Origin of the sequence: Qipengyuania aestuarii (assembly GCF_019711535.1) — a bacterium.
GTDB classification, from domain to species: domain Bacteria; phylum Pseudomonadota; class Alphaproteobacteria; order Sphingomonadales; family Sphingomonadaceae; genus Qipengyuania; species Qipengyuania aestuarii.
The window spans coordinates 591,169-608,165 of the sequence record NZ_JAIGNP010000001.1 but is presented as its reverse complement, the minus strand read 5'-3'; the positions used below and the strand labels follow the sequence as shown (position 1 = coordinate 608,165).

The window sequence follows — 16,997 nt, the reverse complement described above, 5'->3', positions numbered from 1 at the left end:
TCATTTGCGCTGTCGCTTGTCGCTTGCGAATTTGCCGCCTAGGGGAACTGATATGGCGACCGACCTTCAGGACAATCGAGGCCGTGGTGAAATCCACTCCGGCGTGCCGCGCATCCATCCCGAAGGACGCAAGTTTGGTCTCGCCACGCTTGCCCTCTCCCTCGTTTGTGCTTGGTTTGCATGGGAAACCCTCGCGTGGCCGCTTGCTTTCCTGAGCCTTGCAGTATTCGCATTTTTTCGTGACCCGCAACGCGTGGTGCCGCAGGATGCCCGTTTCATCATCGCACCTGCCGATGGAACCGTGGTTCAGATCGATCAGGTCGAACCGCCGCATGAACTGGTTGTGGAAGACAGCAGCGGAGAAGCTGGCCTGCTACCGGGTGTCGTGACGCGTGTGTCCATCTATCTCTCGCCATTCGACGTGCATATCAACCGCACTCCAATCGGCGGTATCGTGAGGCGTCTGGTCTACGTTCCCGGCAAATTCCTGAACGCAGATCTCGACAAGGCGAGCGAAGACAATGAGCGCCAGCATGTTCTTATCGAAAGATCCGACGGAGTGAAGGTGGCCTTTACACAGATCGCCGGATTGGTCGCGCGCCGGATCGTCTCTTTCGTGAAACCCGGAGACATGCTTGGCGTTGGCCAGAGGGTGGGGCTAATCCGTTTTGGTAGCCGCGTTGATGTGTATTTGCCACAGGGCACCGGATCTTACGTCATGCTCGGTCAAAAGGTCGTAGCGGGCGAAACAGTAATTGCCGCCGTGGGTAGCCAGCCCCTGCTTGAAGGAGTTTCGCAATGAGCCTGCTATCCGATCCAAAGCGGCACGATCTGCCCGAAGAAAATGCGCGTTTGGGCCCGAAAGCCGCTGAAGACGAAGTGCCAGTGATGGGGCGGTCGCGAGGTCTTTCTCTGAGGGCGATGGCGCCAAATGCCATCACGGCTGCCGCGCTGTGTTCTGGCCTCACAGGTATCCGTTTCGCAATTTCCGAACAGTGGGCGGCTGCGGCCGTCGCGATTATTGTTGCCGGTATTCTCGACGGGATGGACGGACGTATTGCCCGTTTGTTGAAAGCCCAATCACGTTTCGGAGCAGAGCTGGACAGCCTCGCCGATTCACTTAGCTTCGGAACAGCGCCTGCCATCATTGTTTATCTTTGGTCGCTTTCGAGCGAGCCGCGGTGGGGCTGGTTTGCCGCCTTGGCGCTAGCCATCTGCTGCGCTCTGCGTCTGGCCCGTTTCAACGCACAAATCGATGTCGAAGAACAGCCACATAAATCGCTCGGCTTTTTGACGGGGGTGCCCGCGCCGATGGGGGCTGGTTTGGCCTTCATGCCATTCTATCTGTGGATGGCAACGGACCTCGATGTTTTCCGGTCGCCCTTGCTTGTCGCCCCTTGGCTGCTCGCTACCGCTCTGTTGATGATCTCGAGTATGGCCACTCCAAGCTGGACATCCCTGCGGCCACGACGAGGAATTCGTTTGTGGGTGTTAGCCTTTGTCGGTCTGCTTTTTGCTGCCCTGCTGGTGGAACCATGGTGGACACTCAGCGCCATCGGGATTGGTTATCTGGCGCTGCTTCCCTTCACTCTGATGCGCTACTCGCGGATCAAGCGGCGCGGCGCGCAGTCTGACGGATAACCGGATAGGGGCGAACCTGCCGCCCGAAACCATGCGAACAACTCGATACACGTGGGCCGACGCCCGTGCTGGTATAGCCTTGCTTCATCCGCTGACGCAGCAGACGGGCACCGGACCACCACCGCAGCCCGTTGTCAGCCAAAACAAACGCAATCGCCACGGTCGCGAAGGCGAAAAGGATTACCAAAAGACCAGAAACCATATCAAGTATCTCCTTCCCGCCTGCCTGTGCATAAGGCTGTTGACAAGCGGGCCGACTTGAGTGGAAAACTTCAAGCTGAGCCGCCTGTTCCGGCGATGAGCCATATGTTCTCTTTTTGTTCCGTCCTGTCAACCTCCTTTTGCGACGGCCGCGCCTTTTTCTGCGTTCAATTGAGACTGGATTTCTTGGCGCTTACCCGCTAAGTGACCGCCGTCTGCAGGTGAATCGGCCAATTCGGGCTAAACTCATTGCAGACAAATCCACATGGAAGGCGCTCATACCGGTGCCCGGCGCGGGATACTCCGCATCACGGGTTCCAGTCTTCCAGAGGTACAACCGGAAAGGAAATGACCATGGCGGCTCCTACCGTCACCATGCAGCAACTGATTGAGGCCGGCGCACACTTCGGCCACCAGACCCACCGTTGGAACCCGCGCATGAAGCCATATATCTTCGGCGCGCGCAACGGCATCCACATCATCGACCTGTCGCAGTCCGTGCCGCTGTTTGCGCGTGCTCTCGACTTCATCAGCTCGACCGCGCGTTCGGGCGGCAAGGTGTTGTTCGTTGGTACCAAGCGTCAGGCACAGGATCCGATCCGTGAAGCAGCGCTCGCTTCGGGCCAGCACTTCGTGAATCACCGCTGGCTGGGCGGCATGCTCACCAACTGGAAGACCATTTCTCAGTCGATCAAGCGCCTTAAGACGCTGGACGAGCAGCTTTCGGGTGAAATGTCGGGCCTGACCAAGAAGGAAATCCTTCAGCTGACGCGCGAGCGCGACAAGCTTGAACTTTCGCTTGGCGGCATCCGCGATATGGGCGGCATTCCCGACGTGATGTTCGTGATCGACGCCAACAAGGAAGATCTCGCCATCAAGGAAGCCAACGTGCTTGGTATTCCGGTGGTTGCAGTGCTCGACACCAATGTCGATCCGAACGGCATCGCATTCCCGATCCCGGGCAATGACGACGCTGCCCGTGCCATCAAGCTCTATTGCGATGCGGTTGCCGAAGCAGCCCGCACTGGCAAGGGCGAAGGTGTGGCGGACAGCGGCCGCGATGTCGGCGCGATGGAAAATCCGCCGGAAGAAGCTGCGGCCTAAGCCCACTCCCGTTGGACGGCAGCGCAACGCAGCCGTCATAAAAACGAGGTACGCGCCGGGCCGCTGACACCAGCGGACCCGGTGCCACCGCATCAAACACCAGTTAAGGAAATTACCATGGCTGCATTTACTGCCGCTGACGTTAAGGCCCTGCGTGAAAAGACCGGCGCGGGCATGATGGATGCCAAAAAGGCGCTCGAAGCTGCGAATGGCGATATTGAAGCCGCTGTTGACGCACTGCGCGCCAAGGGCCTTGCCACTGCCCAGAAGAAATCGAGCCGTACTGCGGCCGAAGGTCTCGTCGGCGTTGCCGTCGAGGGCACCAAGGGCGTTGCCGTCGAAGTGAACTCGGAAACCGACTTCGTGGCGAAGAACGACCAGTTCCAGGATTTCGTCCGGAAGACCACCGAAACTGCCCTTGGCATCGATGGCGACGATGTGGAAGCGCTCAAGAACGCTGCCTACCCGACCGGTGGCACGGTCGCCGAAAAGCTGACCAACAATGTCGCCACCATTGGCGAGAACCAGCAGATCCGCCGTGTGAAAACCGTTGCGGTCACAAACGGCGTGATCGTGCCTTACATGCACAATGCTGTCGCTCCCGATCTCGGCAAGATCGGTGTTCTGGTGGCCCTCGAAAGCGAAGGTGACAAGGCAAAGCTCGAAGAGCTTGGCAAGAAGCTCGGCATGCACATCGCTGCGGCTTTCCCGCAGGCGCTGACCGCAGATGGACTCGACGCCGAAGTGATCGAACGTGAGCGCGCGATCGCAAAGGAAAAGGCTGCTGAAAGCGGCAAGCCCGAAAACGTCCAGGAAAAGATGGTCGAAGGCGCGGTTGCAAAATACGCGAAGGAAAACGCGCTGCTCAGCCAGGTCTATGTGATCGACAACAAGACCCCGATCGCACAGGTCGTCGAGCAGGCCGGCAAGGACATCGGTGCCAAGGTTGAATTGGTTGACTACGTCCGCTTCCAGCTCGGTGAAGGCATTGAGAAGGAAGAAACCGATTTCGCCGCCGAAGTGGCTGCTGCTGTCAAAGGCTGAGAACTAGGCGAAGAAAAATCTGGAGCCGCCGGACTGCAAAGGTCCGGCGGCTTTTTTATTGGCCGCCCGTATAGGCTCGCAGGACAGGTCCTACGGGGCTTGCTGGTCCGCCGAATTTCGGCCCCACAACCGGTTCGCTACTGATCCTGCCAAAATGCCCATGCCGATAGCGAGGCTGTTGGCGACAAGGTCGCGCCAATCAGCCTGTCGCCCCAGCGGCATCAGCCATTGGGAAAGTTCGATCGCGCAACCGTACAGAGTGAGCGTTATGAATGCTACGAGAGGTCTGGTGCGAGGCCATGCCAACATCGCAGCTAATGTCAGGACGAAGAACGCGAGCATGTGATTGAACTTGTCGTAGGTGAAGACCGACGGCGCCTCATTGCCCGGCATGTTCGCCAAAACGAAAATCCCAGCGAGCAGCGCGATAAAACCGATTCGAAAGAGGGTGCGCAAATCCATCGTGCTGCCAGTGCACCATTTTGATTGCGCTGCGGTGAATTCGATGCGCGCGCTGGTGTGGAACCGGACGAAGGCTTTGAGCAAAATTCACCTCATTGGCAATCTTAGGTCTCGGAGAGTCGGCCTTTCCCTTTGCGCCTTGAGCGTGTGATGGCTAAGGAGCCGCAAATCCGGAAAAAGAGAACAGCCACCATGACCCTTCCCAAGATGAACCGCGTCCTCCTGAAATTGTCGGGCGAGGTATTGATGGGGACGAACCAGTTCGGCATTGATCCCGCCTTCGTGCTGGAGCTGGCCAAAGAGGTGAAGGCGGCCAAGGAAACTGGCCTGGAAATTTGCCTCGTCATCGGCGGCGGTAATATCTTTCGCGGAATGGCTGGCGCAGCGCAGGGCATGGACCGGGCGCAAGCCGATTACATGGGTATGCTGGCCACCGTCATGAACGCTCTGGCAATGCAGAGTGCGCTCGAGCAATTGGGCGTCGAAACACGTGTGCAGAGCGCGGTGCAGATGGATCAGGTGTGCGAGCCGGTTATCCGTCGCCGCGCCGAACGCCATCTGGAAAAGGGACGCATCGTCATTTTTGCTGCGGGCGTTGGTGCACCTTATTTCACCACCGATAGTGGTGCTGCATTACGCGCAGCGGAAATGAATTGCGATGCACTGCTGAAGGGCACTAGCGTGGACGGCGTCTATGATAGCGATCCGAAGAAGGATGCTGGTGCCAAGCGTTATGATACGGTGAGCTACGGCAAGGTACTTGCCGATAACCTCAAGGTCATGGATGCCAGTGCAGTGGCACTGTGCCGAGATAATGACATTCCTATCATGGTCTTCTCTATTCGCGAGAAAGGTAATCTGGCACGCGTGCTTTCGGGCGAGGGCGTGCAGACAATTGTGACAGATCAGGCCGCGTAAAACGAACAAACCGACAGAACGAGGAAGCCGACGATGGCAAAATACGACAAAGCCGATATCGAGCGCCGCATGAAGGGCGCCGTGGAAAGCCTCAAGGGCGATCTTTCGGGCCTGCGCACCGGCCGTGCCAACACCAGTCTGCTAGATCCGGTGGTGGTCGAAGTTTACGGTTCAATGATGCCGTTGAGCCAGGTGGCGACGGTCTCCGCACCCGAGCCGCGCATGCTGAGCGTACAGGTTTGGGACAAAGCCAATGTCAGTGCGGTAGAAAAGGGCATCGCAAAGGCCAATTTGGGCCTCAACCCCATTCAAGACGGGCAGAATATCCGTCTGCCCATGCCGGACTTGACCGAGGAGCGCCGCAAGGATCTCGCCAAGGTGGCAGGCGAATATGGCGAAAAGGCCAAGATCGCCATCCGCAACGTGCGCCGTGACGGGATGGAAGCGCTGAAGGAAGACGAAAAGAAGAAGGAAATCTCTGAGGACGACCAAAAGCGGTCCGAAGGAGATGTCCAGAAACTGACCGACACCCACGTGACGCTGGCCGAAGAAGCTGTGGCCAAGAAGCAGCAGGAAATCATGAGCCAGTAAGCGGCTTGTGAGGGGCCGCACCGGCATGAGTGAAAAACAGCAGGAGGCCCGCCATGTTGCCATCATCATGGATGGAAACGGACGCTGGGCGAAGCGCAAGCACTTGCCACGCGTCATGGGGCATAGAAAAGGCGTAGAGGCTGTCCGCGCGCTTGTACGCAGCCTGAAGGATACGCCGGTCGAGTGTCTGACGCTTTATGCTTTCTCTTCGGAGAACTGGAAGCGACCTGAGGACGAGGTCGATGACTTAATGAATTTGATGCGCAAATTCATCAAGTCTGACTTGCCGGAGTTTATTGCTAACGACGTGAAGCTGCATATCCTCGGCGACTGGCGCAGCCTGGCGCCGGACATCGTAGCAATGCTGGAAGATGCGCTGGCGCAGACGGCCAAGGGCTCGCGAACGCTGGCTGTCGCGCTGAATTACGGTGCCCAGGCAGAAATCGCCGCTGCTGCGCGTCTCGCTGCAAAGCAGGGCGAGGTTACCGAGGAAAGCATCGCTGCAAACCTTTACACGGCTGACCTGCCGCCCTTGGATCTCCTTATTCGCACCAGCGGTGAAGTGCGCCTGTCGAATTTTCTCTTGTGGCAGGCTGCTTATGCCGAAATGGTCTTTACGGAGATTTTATGGCCCGATTTCACGCCAGCACATCTAATGGACGCGCTGGACCAGTTTTCGGGTAGGGAGAGGCGATTTGGGGGACGGTGAAGCCGAAAGCGCGCCGCGCAAGAGGGACGCATTAAGAGAGCGCGCCCGTCGTTACATGACCGTGCCACTTTCGGTGCGGACGTCTGATCTGCCAGTCCGGATTGCGTCTGCGGTCGTAATGCTTGCTGTCGCGGTTGGTGCGGTCATCGCCGGTGATCCGTGGCTAGATGCGTTCATCGCATTTGTCGCCTTAGCCACCTTGGCTGAGTTCCTGCGCCTTGTGCCGAGAGCTACTTCGAAATTTCCATTTCGCTTGATTTCGCTAGTGGGCGGTACGCTCTACATAGCCTCTTCAGGCTTTGTACTGACGCAACTACCGGTCGCAATGATCGTCGGGGTGGTGGGCGCGGTGATCTTTGTCGATAGCTTTGCTTATGGTTTCGGCCGCACGCTTGGGGGACCAAAGATAGCGCCGCGAATAAGCCCTTCAAAGACGTGGGCAGGACTGCTCGGAGGTGTCGTCGGGGCCAGCGTCTGGTTAAGCATTTTCAGCGCCATTGTCGCGCCGGCCATGGATAGCGTTGTTGCAGCGCGCGTCGCGCCGCATTCCGTGTTCTCAGTTCTTTGCATGGGTGCGATAATAGCAATCGCAGCGCAAAGCGGCGATTTCCTGGAGAGTTGGCTCAAGCGCAAGGCAGGTGTAAAGGACAGTTCCAACCTCATCCCCGGACACGGCGGATTTTTCGACCGGACCGACGGCATTATTCCGGTGGTGCTTTTGGCGGGTCTGTTTTTGAATAGCAGCCTATGACCCGTACAATCAGCATCCTCGGAGCGACAGGCTCGGTTGGCGCATCCACACTTGATCTCGTTCGGCGCAACTCTGATGCCTGGCGCGTTGGTGCCCTGACAGCGCATTCCAATGTGCAGGAGCTTGCCGCTCAAGCCCGCGAATTTGGTCCCGAGATTGCGGTCATCGCCGACGAAGCGCGTTATGGCGATCTGAAAGTTGCTCTGTCCGGTTCGGGGATCGAGGCTGCTGCCGGACGATCTGCCCTGTGCGAGGCTGCTGAACGACCGACGGATGTGGTCATGGCCGCCATCGTAGGCTGCGCAGGACTCGCTCCGGTCATGGCCGCGATCAAGCAAGGGTACACAGTCGCGCTCGCTAACAAGGAAGCCTTGGTTTCAGCGGGCGAGGTCATGACTGCCGCAGTTGAAGCGCATGGCGCTACGCTTCTGCCTGTCGACAGTGAACACAACGCGATCTTTCAGTGCCTTCAGGGTGGTAATTTGGCCGACGTGCGGTCGATTACCCTAACCGCCAGCGGCGGACCGCTGAGGCTGGTCGATGACCTTGACTCGGTAACCCCGCAACAGGCGATCGCACATCCCAATTGGGATATGGGAGCCAAGATCAGCGTGGATAGCGCCACCATGTTCAACAAGGGTTTAGAACTGATCGAAGCTCATCACCTTTTTCCGGTGAGTCTCGATAAAATACGCATCGTGGTCCATCCACAAAGTGTGATCCACTCGATGGTCGAATATCGCGACGGCTCCACCTTGGCTCAGCTCGGACCCTCCGATATGCGGGTCCCGATTGCCTCGTGCCTGGCTTATCCGCGCCGCATGGATACGCCAATGGCCCCGCTCGATCTCGCTGCAATCGGAGAATTGTCTTTCTTTGCGCCTGACGAGGTTCGTTTCCCGGCAACCAAGCTCGCCCGCCAGGCTGCCGAGGCGGGCGGGGCGGCGCCGGCGGTGCTCAATGCCGCGAACGAAATTGCCGTAGCTGCTTTCCTTGCAGGTAAGATCCGGTTCAGCCGCATCCCGGTAATAGTGGAAGCCGTTCTCAACACAGCAAACTTGCCGCCGGACCCACAGACGCTGGATGATGTTTTCCTCGTCGACTCCGCGGCTCGACAACTGGCTGAAGAGTACCTGGAGAAAGACTGACCTTGGACGCTTCTATTCCTTTTTGGATGTACATCATCGGCTTCCCACTTCTGTTGGGGCCGCTGGTGACACTGCATGAACTTGGCCATTATCTCGTTGGGCGATTTTTCGGAGTGAAGGCCGAGGCCTTTTCCGTCGGTTTCGGCAGGGAGCTTGCCGGTTACACGGATAAGCGCGGGACGCGTTGGAAGTTGTCCGCCTTGCCACTGGGCGGCTATGTGCAGTTCAAGGGCGACATGGACCCGGCAAGCATTCCGGACAAACAGACTATCGCCAAGGCCTTACCGGAAGAGCGTGACGGCAGTTTCCATCATGCTGCTCTTTGGAAGAGAGCGCTGATCGTATTTGCCGGACCGGCGATGAACATACTGATCACTCTGGCGATCTTCGCGAGTTTTTTCGCGCTCTACGGAAAGCCTGTGCCGGCCGATCCTTCAGAAACGAACGTCATACAGAGCTTTGCCGAGCAATCCGCTGCGCAGGCAGCCGGTCTTGAGGAGGGAGATCGGATCACCGCAATCGACGGAGATCCGGTGCGGCAATTTCAGGACATTCAGGATCGCGTCCTTATGTTCCCGGGCAAGACCATTGAGATGGCCGTCGAGCGCGAAGGGCGCAGCCTGACTTTTCCGGTCACCATCGCTGATAGCGTCGAGACAGATCGGTTCGGTAACAGTTCGCGTGTAGGCAGGCTTGGTGTCTATTCCGGTGGTATGGATTTTCAGCCAGTCGGGATTGAGGAAGCTGCCAGACTTTCGGTGGTTCAGTCGGTCAACATGGTCGACATGATGGTTACCGGGATCAAGCAGATAATTGTGGGAGATCGCTCCGTTCAAGAGTTGGGCGGTCCGGTCACGATCGGTAAATATGCAGGCGAACAGCTCAGCATGGGACCGCTTGCTTTCATCAACTTCGTGGCGCTTATCTCGCTTAACTTGGCATTCATCAACCTCCTGCCAATTCCAGCCCTCGATGGCGGGCACCTGGCATTCTATGCGGCTGAGGCGATCCGCCGCAAACCGCTGGGGCCCCGCAGTACGGAGGTGGCTTACAGAGCCGGTGTGGCGCTTGTGCTCGCGCTGATGATATTCGTCACCTTCATAGATATCGCCAAGCTCCCGGTGTTCGGGAATTAGGCGGGGACAGGCCGAGAAGGAGCCGCAGAGTACGGCTCGACACGGCTTGATTGGACGGGCTGCTTCGGGCAGGGGGCCATCTGGCCGCCGGACGGGCAGGCCAATGGATTATTTGAGGACGGGAACTCCCTTGTCGATGACTGGATTTGCGACTGCCGCGGGCAAGACGAAACCTCGGGCTGCGAAGCTTGTAGCCGGCCTGCTGGCCGGGACGATCATGGGCGGTATGCCTGGTTTGGCTCTGGCGCAGGATGCTGCTCCGGAAACGGATCAAGCGAGTGCGGCAGTCGAGCAGCAGGCTGTAGTGCGCAGCATTGCCGTAGCGGGTGCACAGCGCCTCGAGCCGCAAACCATCCTTTCCTACATCCGTCTTCGGCCCGGTGACGTCTACACCAACGCAGCTGGCGACCAGGTCATCAAGGACCTCTATGCGACCGAGCTATTCTCGAGCGCGAGCGTAACGAACGAAGATGGCAATGTGGTCATCAATGTCGTCGAGAACCCGGTGATCAACCGGATCATTCTCGAAGGGAACGATCGCATCAAGAATGATAAGATCCTGCCCGAAATTCGCCTGGCCCCGCGCCAGATATTCACCCGTTCGAAAGTGCGAGCGGACGTTGCCCGGATCATCGAGCTCTACAAGCGCCAGGGTCGCTTTGCGGCGACGGTCGAGCCGCAGATGGTCGAGCTCAGCCAGAACCGGGTGGATATCGTCTTCGAGATCGATGAGGGACCGAAATCCAAGGTTCGCCAGATCAACATCATCGGGAATGAACAGTTTTCCGACGGTGATCTGAAAGATGAAATGGTCACCAAGCAGACTGGCGGACTACTTTCCTTCCTCAGTTCGAACACCAGCTACGATCCTGATCGTCTGGCATTCGACCAGCAAAATCTACGCAGCTTCTATCTTACCGAAGGATATGCCGATTTCCGCGTCGTTTCCGCCGTTGCGGAGCTGACGCCGGACAAGGAAGACTTCATCATCACTTATGTGGTGGAAGAAGGTGAACGGTATAAGTTCGGCGACGTCGAGGTTCGCAGCGAACTTCGCGATTTCGATAGCAGTGCGATGACTGGTCGATTGCCGATGTCGACGGGCGATTGGTATAACGCCAAGCAGGTGGAAGACACGGTCGAGCAGATGACCGACCTGGCTGGTACCTTTGGCTACGCATTTGCGGACGTGCGTCCTGAGTTTACTCGCAATCCCGAAGATCTCACTATGGACGTTACTTTCGTCCTTCGTGAAGCACCTCGTGTGTATGTCGAGCGTATCGATGTAAACGGCAACACTCTCACGCAGGACAAGGTCGTGCGGCGAGAGTTCCGCGTCGCAGAAGGTGACGCCTTCAATAGCCTTGCTATCAAGCGCTCCGAGGCGCGGATTGGCTCGCTTGGCTATTTTCAGGAGAATTTCGAAATTACTCAGGTTGAGGGCAGCGCTCCTGACCGCGTAATTCTGGAAGCAAATATCGAAGAACAGCCAACGGGCGAACTGCAGCTTTCCGCAGGGTTTTCGAGCTTGGAAAAGTTCGTGCTCGCGGGTTCGATCCGGCAGCGCAACTTCCGCGGCCGAGGGCAGACCATCGGCCTGAGCCTGAATTACTCGCGGTTCTCGAAATCGGCGCAGGTGAGCTTTTCTGAGCCCTATGTGTTTGATCGCAATATCTCGATGGGCGCGGATATCTACCATCGCGAATACGATAACGACTTTTATGCCAGCGAATTAAACCGTTACAAGCAGGCGACAACCGGCTTGCAGCTCCGCGCGGGTGTGCCCCTTACCGAATACATGTCGGCGATCGGAAGCTACACGCTGAACTTTGAAGACGTGACGGTGGGAACCGCCTATTTCGGCGACTTCGACGGTGACGGGGTTGATGAATGCACCCAGTCACGCTTCATTTGCGAAGCGGTCGGAAAGCGAACGAGTTCAATCCTCGGTTTCACGCTGAACTATGATTCGCTTAACAGCAGACTGCGCCCCACACGGGGTGAATCGATATCGACGACTGCCGAGTTCGCAGGACTGGGCGGCGATGTGAAATATCTCAGAATGCGGTCCAAGATGGGTAAATGGATGCCTCTTGGATCCGGCTTCATTTTCTCGCTTCAGGCCGAAGGGGGCTGGATCAAGGCGCTCGAAGACCGCGGAACGCCGGGCTTCGACGATGTCCGGCTCACCGATCGCTTCCAGCTCGGCGAACCCCAGTTCCGTGGTTTCGATATTCGCGGTGTGGGCCCGCGCGTCGTTCGACTTCAGTATCAGATCAATCCGGATGATCCGAGCGGCCCCAGAATTCTTCAGACCCTCGAAGATCTGCGCGAGAACAACAATCGCAACTTCGACGATGCGCTTGGCGGACGAGCCTACTATCTGGGCCGTGCCGAACTGGAAATTCCGCTCGGATCCGGCGCGCAGGAAATGGGGCTGAGGCCTTCGGTCTGGCTTGATGTTGGTTCCTTGTTCGCCGTCGACCGCCCGACATTGGTCGACAATCCGAATGGAGAGCAACTTCGTAATCTCGCTGGGGACCTGCTGTATCTTCAGCCAGTCCTGAATACCGACGGCGAGCCTACCGGTCAGTTTCTCCAGACCACCAATGCCGCGGCGGAGGACGGAACGCCCTACAATCCCGCCATCGGCAATTATTACAAGGAAGTCTTCCTCGGGGACAGCATCAGTCCACGCATAACAGCGGGTATCGGGGTCAACTGGAACTCGCCGTTCGGTCCGTTCAGGATCGATGTATCGCAAGTGATCAAGAAGCAGAGGGGAGATGACACCAAGACCATCTCCTTCAACGTAGGAACGCAATTCTGATGAACATTTTCAGCAAAACCATCGCTGTCGCCAGCCTTGCAGGTGCGGCTATTGCAGCATCGCCACTTGCCGCACAGGTCAGCGGGAACATCGGCATCGTCAATCCGCCGGCTACTATCGCTGCGAGCCAGGCGCTCAACACAGCGTACCAGCAGATCAATACGACCTATGCGTCGCAGATTCAGCAGATCCAGCAGAAGCAGCAGCAGGCCCAGGGCCTGATCCAGCAGTTGGATACCAATAACGACGGTAATCTCGACCAAGCGGAACAGCAGGCTGCGCAGAATGCTCCGCAAGCTCAGCAGATTCAGACTCTTGAGCGCGAAATCGGCCAGCTGAGCAATCAGATCGATATGGCACGTGTGTATGCTGTCGAACAGATCCTTCAGCAGTATTCGGCTGCTCTGCAGACCGTCACTTCGGCAAACAACATTCAGGTCGTGCTTTCGCCCGATGCCGTGGCGTGGTCGGCTGCCGGTGCGAACATCAGCGAAAAGGTAGTAACCGCACTCAACACACGCGTGCCGAGCGTACAGACTGCAGCTCCACAAGGCTGGCAGCCAAGCCAGCAGTCGGTCGCCGTATATCAGCAGGTCGAACAAATTCGCATGGTCGCGGCCCGTCAGCAGCAGGCCGCCGCAGCGCAGCAGCAGCCCGCCCAGACCTCTGGTCGCTGATTTTGAAAAGGGGAGTGGGGATATGAGCGACACCAGCTTCGACGTTGTTGAAGTGCTTAAACGCCTTCCACATCGCTATCCCTTACTCCTTGTCGACCGTGTCAAAGAGATCGTCGTCGATGAGAGAATTCATGCGGTAAAGGCTGTAAGTTTCAACGAAGACTTCTTTCAAGGCCATTTCCCTGGCGCTCCCATCATGCCGGGTGTTCTCCAGATTGAAGCCTTGGCCCAGGCTGCGGGAGTTCTCGCAGTCGAAAGTTTGAATCTCGCCGGATCGGGTAAGCTCGTTTATTTCCTGGCAATCGAGAATGCGAAATTTCGTGCTCCGGTAACGCCAGGCGTCCTTCTCGATCTCAAGGCTGAATTCGTGCAGAAGCGGGCACGTGTGTGCAAATTTGCAGGAGAAGCCTCGGTTGATGGCAAGGTTACCTGTGAAGTCGGCTTCACTGCGATGATTGCGGACGCTCCGGAATAGCCTTGCGAATCCTGCATTTCGGCGTTAAGCGCGCAACCTTTCCCAACACAGCTGGACCGGTCGGAACCGTTCCGAAGCTAAAAGGACGTAAATCATGAAGGCTGAAGGTCACCCCGAATACCACATGATCACGGTCAAGATGACCGATGGTACCGAATTCCAGACGCGCTCGACCTGGGGCAAAGAAGGCGACACTCTCGCGCTCGATATCGATCCCACAAGCCATCCCGCGTGGACTGGCGGGAAGCAGCAGCTTTCCGAGGGTGGGCGCGTTGCCGCGTTCAACAAGCGTTTCGGCGGGCTTACGCTCAAGAAGTAAGCTTTTCCGCTTACGCCAGATTTTTGGAGGGCGGTCCGGTTGGGCCGCCCTTTTCCGTTCTACCAACCCCAGACTTTTTCACGATACCATTTCGTAATTACGTATTTTACGCCCTTTCTAACCTTCATCCCGTGGTGGATGGTATTCGGATTCTCGCTCCCATCTGGCCGGCGGTTATTCCAGCAGAGCAGTTTTCCCAACTCGGGTTGAAAGGTCTTTTTTACGGCTTTGAACCGGGTTGCGCCGCCAGCTTCGACATCGTTCAGGTACACCATGAAGGTCCAAGTTCGCTGACCCGCGACCGAGCAATACTTTTCCCAATCGCGGCCACCTCGATTGAAATAATCGCAATGGGGTTTGAACTCCTGACCGACATCATAGCGCTGGCCCTGCAGCGGTTCGCCGTGCGTAGGATCGATGCCATTCAATCTTGCCAGCAAATCTTCCATCTCACGAACTGCCGGTTCGTCCTCAGGCAAATCACAGGTTTCGCTGGTTCGAAAATAGCGATCGTCGCCTGCGTCCGCGAGCGTCGACGGTCGCCGATCCTTTTCGATGAGATCGATCAATTGCCTGCATAACTCCGGACCAGCGAAGCCTCGCATTTGAAACAACTCGATCTTGTCCGAGGGAGGGCGCTGTACCCCATTCGACGAGAGCAGGAGAGCGCTTGTAGATTCGCTGGGAGAATTCATTGTCCATGCATTAGCCAACACGAGCGCCCTCGCAAGCTGTGAAAGAAAGTTGCGCATAGTGAGCCTCTTTCATTTTTTGACTTCCCATCTGCCCCTTGTTGTGCAACAGGCGCTCGCCGTTGCGTAAGGCGGGTTGACGGCCCGATCCTTGCGTATATGTGCCGCCTTCCCGACAGCGTTCCGGGGGCGTGTGGCGATCGTAGCTCAGTTGGTTAGAGCGCCGGTTTGTGGTACCGGAGGTCGCGGGTTCGAACCCCGTCGATCGCCCCATTTTCTCCCTTCGCGCCGGGTTATGAAATACCTTTTGGGGGTGATTGATCGATGACGGCGTTCTGGACCGAAGCGGATTACGACGACCACGAACTGGTCGAGGTCGTACGCGACCCGAAAAGCGGCCTCACGGCAATTATCGCCCTGCATTCTACGCATCTTGGCCCCGGCGCCGGGGGGACCCGTTTCTGGCATTATGCCGAGCCTGAAGCCGCTATGCGGGACGCGCTGCGCCTAAGCCGCGGGATGAGTTACAAGAATGCGATGGCCGGTCTCCCCATGGGCGGAGGCAAGGCAGTTATTCTTGCTGACGAGAGCAGGACCAAAACGCCAGAAATGCTGGCCGCTTTTGCAGATGCGGTCGATGCATTGGGCGGCCAATATGTCACCGCTGAAGATGTCGGCATCTCGGAAGCCGACATGGCGGCAGTTGCCGAGCGCACGCAGTATGTGTCCGGGCTTCCGGTCGAGGGTGAAGATGCAGCGGGCGGAGACCCAGGCCCCTTTACGGCGCTGGGTATTTTTCTCGGCATCAAAGCGGCAGTGAAGCACAAGCTTGGCAAGGATGCCATGGACGGTGTCCATGTCGCGATCCAGGGCACCGGTAGCGTGGGCGGCGGTGTTGCACGGCTCCTGGCGAAGGAAGGTGCGAAGCTCACGCTCTCGGACATCAATATGGACCGGTGCCAAGATCTGGCACGCGAACTTGATGCGGAATGTGTCGCTCCCGAAGCTATTATGTCCGTAGCCTGCGATGTCTTCAGCCCAAACGCTCTTGGTGCGATTCTCGATGAAGAGGGGATCGGCCGGCTGGATTGCAAGATCGTCGCCGGTGGCGCTAACAACCAGCTAAAGCGTGCGGAGCATGGACCGATGCTGGCGGAGCGTGGCATTCTCTACGCCCCGGACTATGTCATCAACGCCGGCGGTATCATCTCGGTGACGCTCGAATACCTTTGCCGGAACGACAAAGCCCCCTGTGATATCAACGAGGTGCGTAAGCGCATCGCGCTTATCCCTGGGCGCCTCGAGGAAATCTGGCAGACGAGCGATGAGACCGGCGTTTCTCCCGACCAGGTAGCTGACCGAATGGCTCAGGAACTAATTGGACGCTGATCTTCCTTGCGGGCAGGGTCAGCGGCTGCAATAGGCTTCGGCCACGGCTTGAACAATGCATGGCTTCGCAAATCCTAAACGTTTTCTGGCCTTGGCGGGCTGGCTAACCCCGGCATCGTTGATTGCCGGGATAGTCTTGACCGCAGCTGCCCTAATCTGGGGTTTCGCGCTGGTGCCGCCGGATCGCTTGATGGGCGAGACCGTGCGGATCATATTTATCCATGTCCCGACCGCTTGGCTTGGAATGGGGGGCTGGACCGCGATCGCTCTCTCAAGTCTGGTTTACCTCGTTTGGCGGCACCCCCTCGCCGCCATCGCTGCTCGCGGCGCAGCTGTGCCGGGCCTGGTTTTTACCCTAGTTTGTCTGGTTACCGGATCGATCTGGGGCAGGCCGACCTGGGGCACTTGGTGGGTCTGGGATGGACGGCTGACATCGATGCTCGTTCTGGCCTTTCTCTACGCGGCTTATATCGCTCTTGGACAAGCAGCCGAGCGGGAAGGGGTCTCGTCCCGTATCCCCGCTATATTCGGACTCTTGGGTGCGATTAACATCCCGATTATCAATCGCAGCGTCGTATGGTGGAACTCCCTCCATCAGCCGCCGAGTATCACGATGGGGAAAAGCGCTATTGACGGGGTATTTCTTGCTCCTCTGCTTGCAGCAGTTATCGGCTTTTCGCTGATCTTTGCTGGCGTTGTTCTGGCGCGCATGCGTGCCATCCTTGCCGATATTCAGGCCGATGCGCGACTGCGCCGCCAGGCCTTGGAGGCGGACTAGTGCACGAGGCTTTGGATCAGTGGACCTTTGTTTATGCAGCTTACGCGATAGGCATCGGTGGGACTGCTGCCATGATCTTCTGGAGCTGGGTCGCCATGAAGAGGGCTGAGGCTAGGCGCGAAAAAATTCGTT

The 16,997-nt window shown here is 57.7% G+C and carries 19 protein-coding genes and 1 tRNA gene; 17 read left to right on the top strand and 3 right to left on the bottom strand.

The genetic code is table 11. The features are described from left to right. The first annotated feature begins 52 nt into the window (after positions 1 to 52). Both K3175_RS03020 and K3175_RS03015 read left to right on the top strand, forming a co-directional pair. On the top strand, positions 53 to 802 hold the full coding sequence (locus K3175_RS03020; protein WP_221541875.1) for a phosphatidylserine decarboxylase: 750 nt from the start codon (positions 53 to 55) through the stop codon (positions 800 to 802). Further along, positions 799 to 1,641 (top strand): CDP-alcohol phosphatidyltransferase family protein, encoded by an 843-nt coding sequence (locus tag K3175_RS03015; protein WP_221541874.1) that lies wholly within the window; start codon positions 799 to 801, stop codon positions 1,639 to 1,641. The genes K3175_RS03020 and K3175_RS03015 overlap by 4 nt, the downstream gene beginning before the upstream one ends. Here the strand turns inward: K3175_RS03015 and K3175_RS03010 are convergent. Next, entirely contained in the window at positions 1,610 to 1,843 is a 234-nt protein-coding gene (locus K3175_RS03010) for a hypothetical protein (protein ID WP_221541873.1), read from the bottom strand. The genes K3175_RS03015 and K3175_RS03010 overlap by 32 nt on opposite strands. A 353-nt stretch (positions 1,844 to 2,196) precedes the next feature. Here K3175_RS03010 and rpsB point away from each other — a divergent pair, with 353 nt between their 5' ends. Both rpsB and tsf read left to right on the top strand, forming a co-directional pair. Then, on the top strand, positions 2,197 to 2,946 hold the full coding sequence (gene rpsB, locus K3175_RS03005; RefSeq protein ID WP_221541872.1) for a 30S ribosomal protein S2: 750 nt from the start codon (positions 2,197 to 2,199) through the stop codon (positions 2,944 to 2,946). A 117-nt stretch (positions 2,947 to 3,063) separates the two neighbouring features. Continuing rightward, on the top strand, positions 3,064 to 3,990 hold the full coding sequence (tsf, locus tag K3175_RS03000) for a translation elongation factor Ts (RefSeq protein ID WP_221541871.1): 927 nt from the start codon (positions 3,064 to 3,066) through the stop codon (positions 3,988 to 3,990). A gap of 90 nt (positions 3,991 to 4,080) precedes the next feature. Here the strand turns inward: tsf and K3175_RS02995 are convergent, their stop codons facing one another. Beyond that, a complete protein-coding gene (locus tag K3175_RS02995; RefSeq protein ID WP_221541870.1) occupies positions 4,081 to 4,536 on the bottom strand; it encodes a VanZ family protein in 456 nt (151 codons plus the stop codon). A gap of 108 nt (positions 4,537 to 4,644) precedes the next feature. Between K3175_RS02995 and pyrH the strand changes: the two genes are divergently transcribed. The 10 genes from pyrH to rpmE all read left to right on the top strand — a co-directional run bounded on the left by pyrH (position 4,645) and on the right by rpmE (position 14,006). Continuing rightward, positions 4,645 to 5,370 (top strand): UMP kinase, encoded by a 726-nt coding sequence (gene pyrH, locus K3175_RS02990; RefSeq protein WP_221541869.1) that lies wholly within the window; start codon positions 4,645 to 4,647, stop codon positions 5,368 to 5,370. Positions 5,371 to 5,403: 33 nt separating this feature from the next. Next, entirely contained in the window at positions 5,404 to 5,961 is a 558-nt protein-coding gene (frr, locus tag K3175_RS02985; RefSeq protein ID WP_221541868.1) for a ribosome recycling factor, read from the top strand. Positions 5,962 to 5,986: 25 nt separating this feature from the next. Continuing rightward, positions 5,987 to 6,670, top strand: a complete 684-nt coding sequence (gene uppS, locus K3175_RS02980) for a polyprenyl diphosphate synthase (protein ID WP_221542332.1) — start codon at positions 5,987 to 5,989, stop codon at positions 6,668 to 6,670. A gap of 118 nt (positions 6,671 to 6,788) precedes the next feature. Then, on the top strand, positions 6,789 to 7,421 hold the full coding sequence (locus K3175_RS02975; RefSeq protein ID WP_247710626.1) for a phosphatidate cytidylyltransferase: 633 nt from the start codon (positions 6,789 to 6,791) through the stop codon (positions 7,419 to 7,421). Then, positions 7,418 to 8,569 (top strand): 1-deoxy-D-xylulose-5-phosphate reductoisomerase, encoded by a 1,152-nt coding sequence (locus K3175_RS02970; protein WP_221541867.1) that lies wholly within the window; start codon positions 7,418 to 7,420, stop codon positions 8,567 to 8,569. Before K3175_RS02975 ends, K3175_RS02970 begins: the two co-directional genes overlap by 4 nt. A 26-nt stretch (positions 8,570 to 8,595) precedes the next feature. Further along, on the top strand, positions 8,596 to 9,705 hold the full coding sequence (gene rseP, locus K3175_RS02965; protein WP_221541866.1) for an RIP metalloprotease RseP: 1,110 nt from the start codon (positions 8,596 to 8,598) through the stop codon (positions 9,703 to 9,705). 136 nt (positions 9,706 to 9,841) lie between these two features. Further along, positions 9,842 to 12,535: an outer membrane protein assembly factor BamA gene (gene bamA / locus K3175_RS02960; protein WP_221541865.1), complete on the top strand. Its 2,694-nt coding sequence runs from the start codon at positions 9,842 to 9,844 to the stop codon at positions 12,533 to 12,535. Continuing rightward, positions 12,535 to 13,212, top strand: coding sequence for an OmpH family outer membrane protein (locus tag K3175_RS02955; protein WP_221541864.1), 678 nt, complete (start codon positions 12,535 to 12,537; stop codon positions 13,210 to 13,212). Before bamA ends, K3175_RS02955 begins: the two co-directional genes overlap by 1 nt. A gap of 22 nt (positions 13,213 to 13,234) precedes the next feature. Next, positions 13,235 to 13,687 carry a 3-hydroxyacyl-ACP dehydratase FabZ gene (fabZ, locus tag K3175_RS02950; protein WP_221541863.1) on the top strand — a complete coding sequence of 151 codons (453 nt, stop codon included), beginning with the start codon at positions 13,235 to 13,237 and terminating at the stop codon, positions 13,685 to 13,687. 94 nt (positions 13,688 to 13,781) lie between these two features. After that, positions 13,782 to 14,006 (top strand): 50S ribosomal protein L31, encoded by a 225-nt coding sequence (gene rpmE, locus K3175_RS02945; RefSeq protein WP_221541862.1) that lies wholly within the window; start codon positions 13,782 to 13,784, stop codon positions 14,004 to 14,006. A 59-nt stretch (positions 14,007 to 14,065) separates the two neighbouring features. Here the strand turns inward: rpmE and K3175_RS02940 are convergent, their stop codons facing one another. After that, positions 14,066 to 14,701 carry a prolyl hydroxylase family protein gene (locus tag K3175_RS02940; protein WP_221541861.1) on the bottom strand — a complete coding sequence of 212 codons (636 nt, stop codon included), beginning with the start codon at positions 14,699 to 14,701 and terminating at the stop codon, positions 14,066 to 14,068. A 193-nt stretch (positions 14,702 to 14,894) separates the two neighbouring features. On the opposite strand from K3175_RS02940, the gene K3175_RS02935 reads away from it, so the two are divergent. From K3175_RS02935 to ccmC, 3 genes are all read left to right on the top strand, one after another. Continuing rightward, positions 14,895 to 14,971 (top strand) — tRNA-His (locus K3175_RS02935). Positions 14,972 to 15,022: 51 nt separating this feature from the next. Further along, a complete protein-coding gene (locus K3175_RS02930; protein ID WP_221541860.1) occupies positions 15,023 to 16,087 on the top strand; it encodes a Leu/Phe/Val dehydrogenase in 1,065 nt (354 codons plus the stop codon). A 55-nt stretch (positions 16,088 to 16,142) separates the two neighbouring features. Next, complete coding sequence (ccmC, locus tag K3175_RS02925; protein ID WP_221541859.1) at positions 16,143 to 16,865, top strand: heme ABC transporter permease CcmC; 723 nt, start codon at positions 16,143 to 16,145, stop codon at positions 16,863 to 16,865. Positions 16,866 to 16,997: the final 132 nt, after the last annotated feature.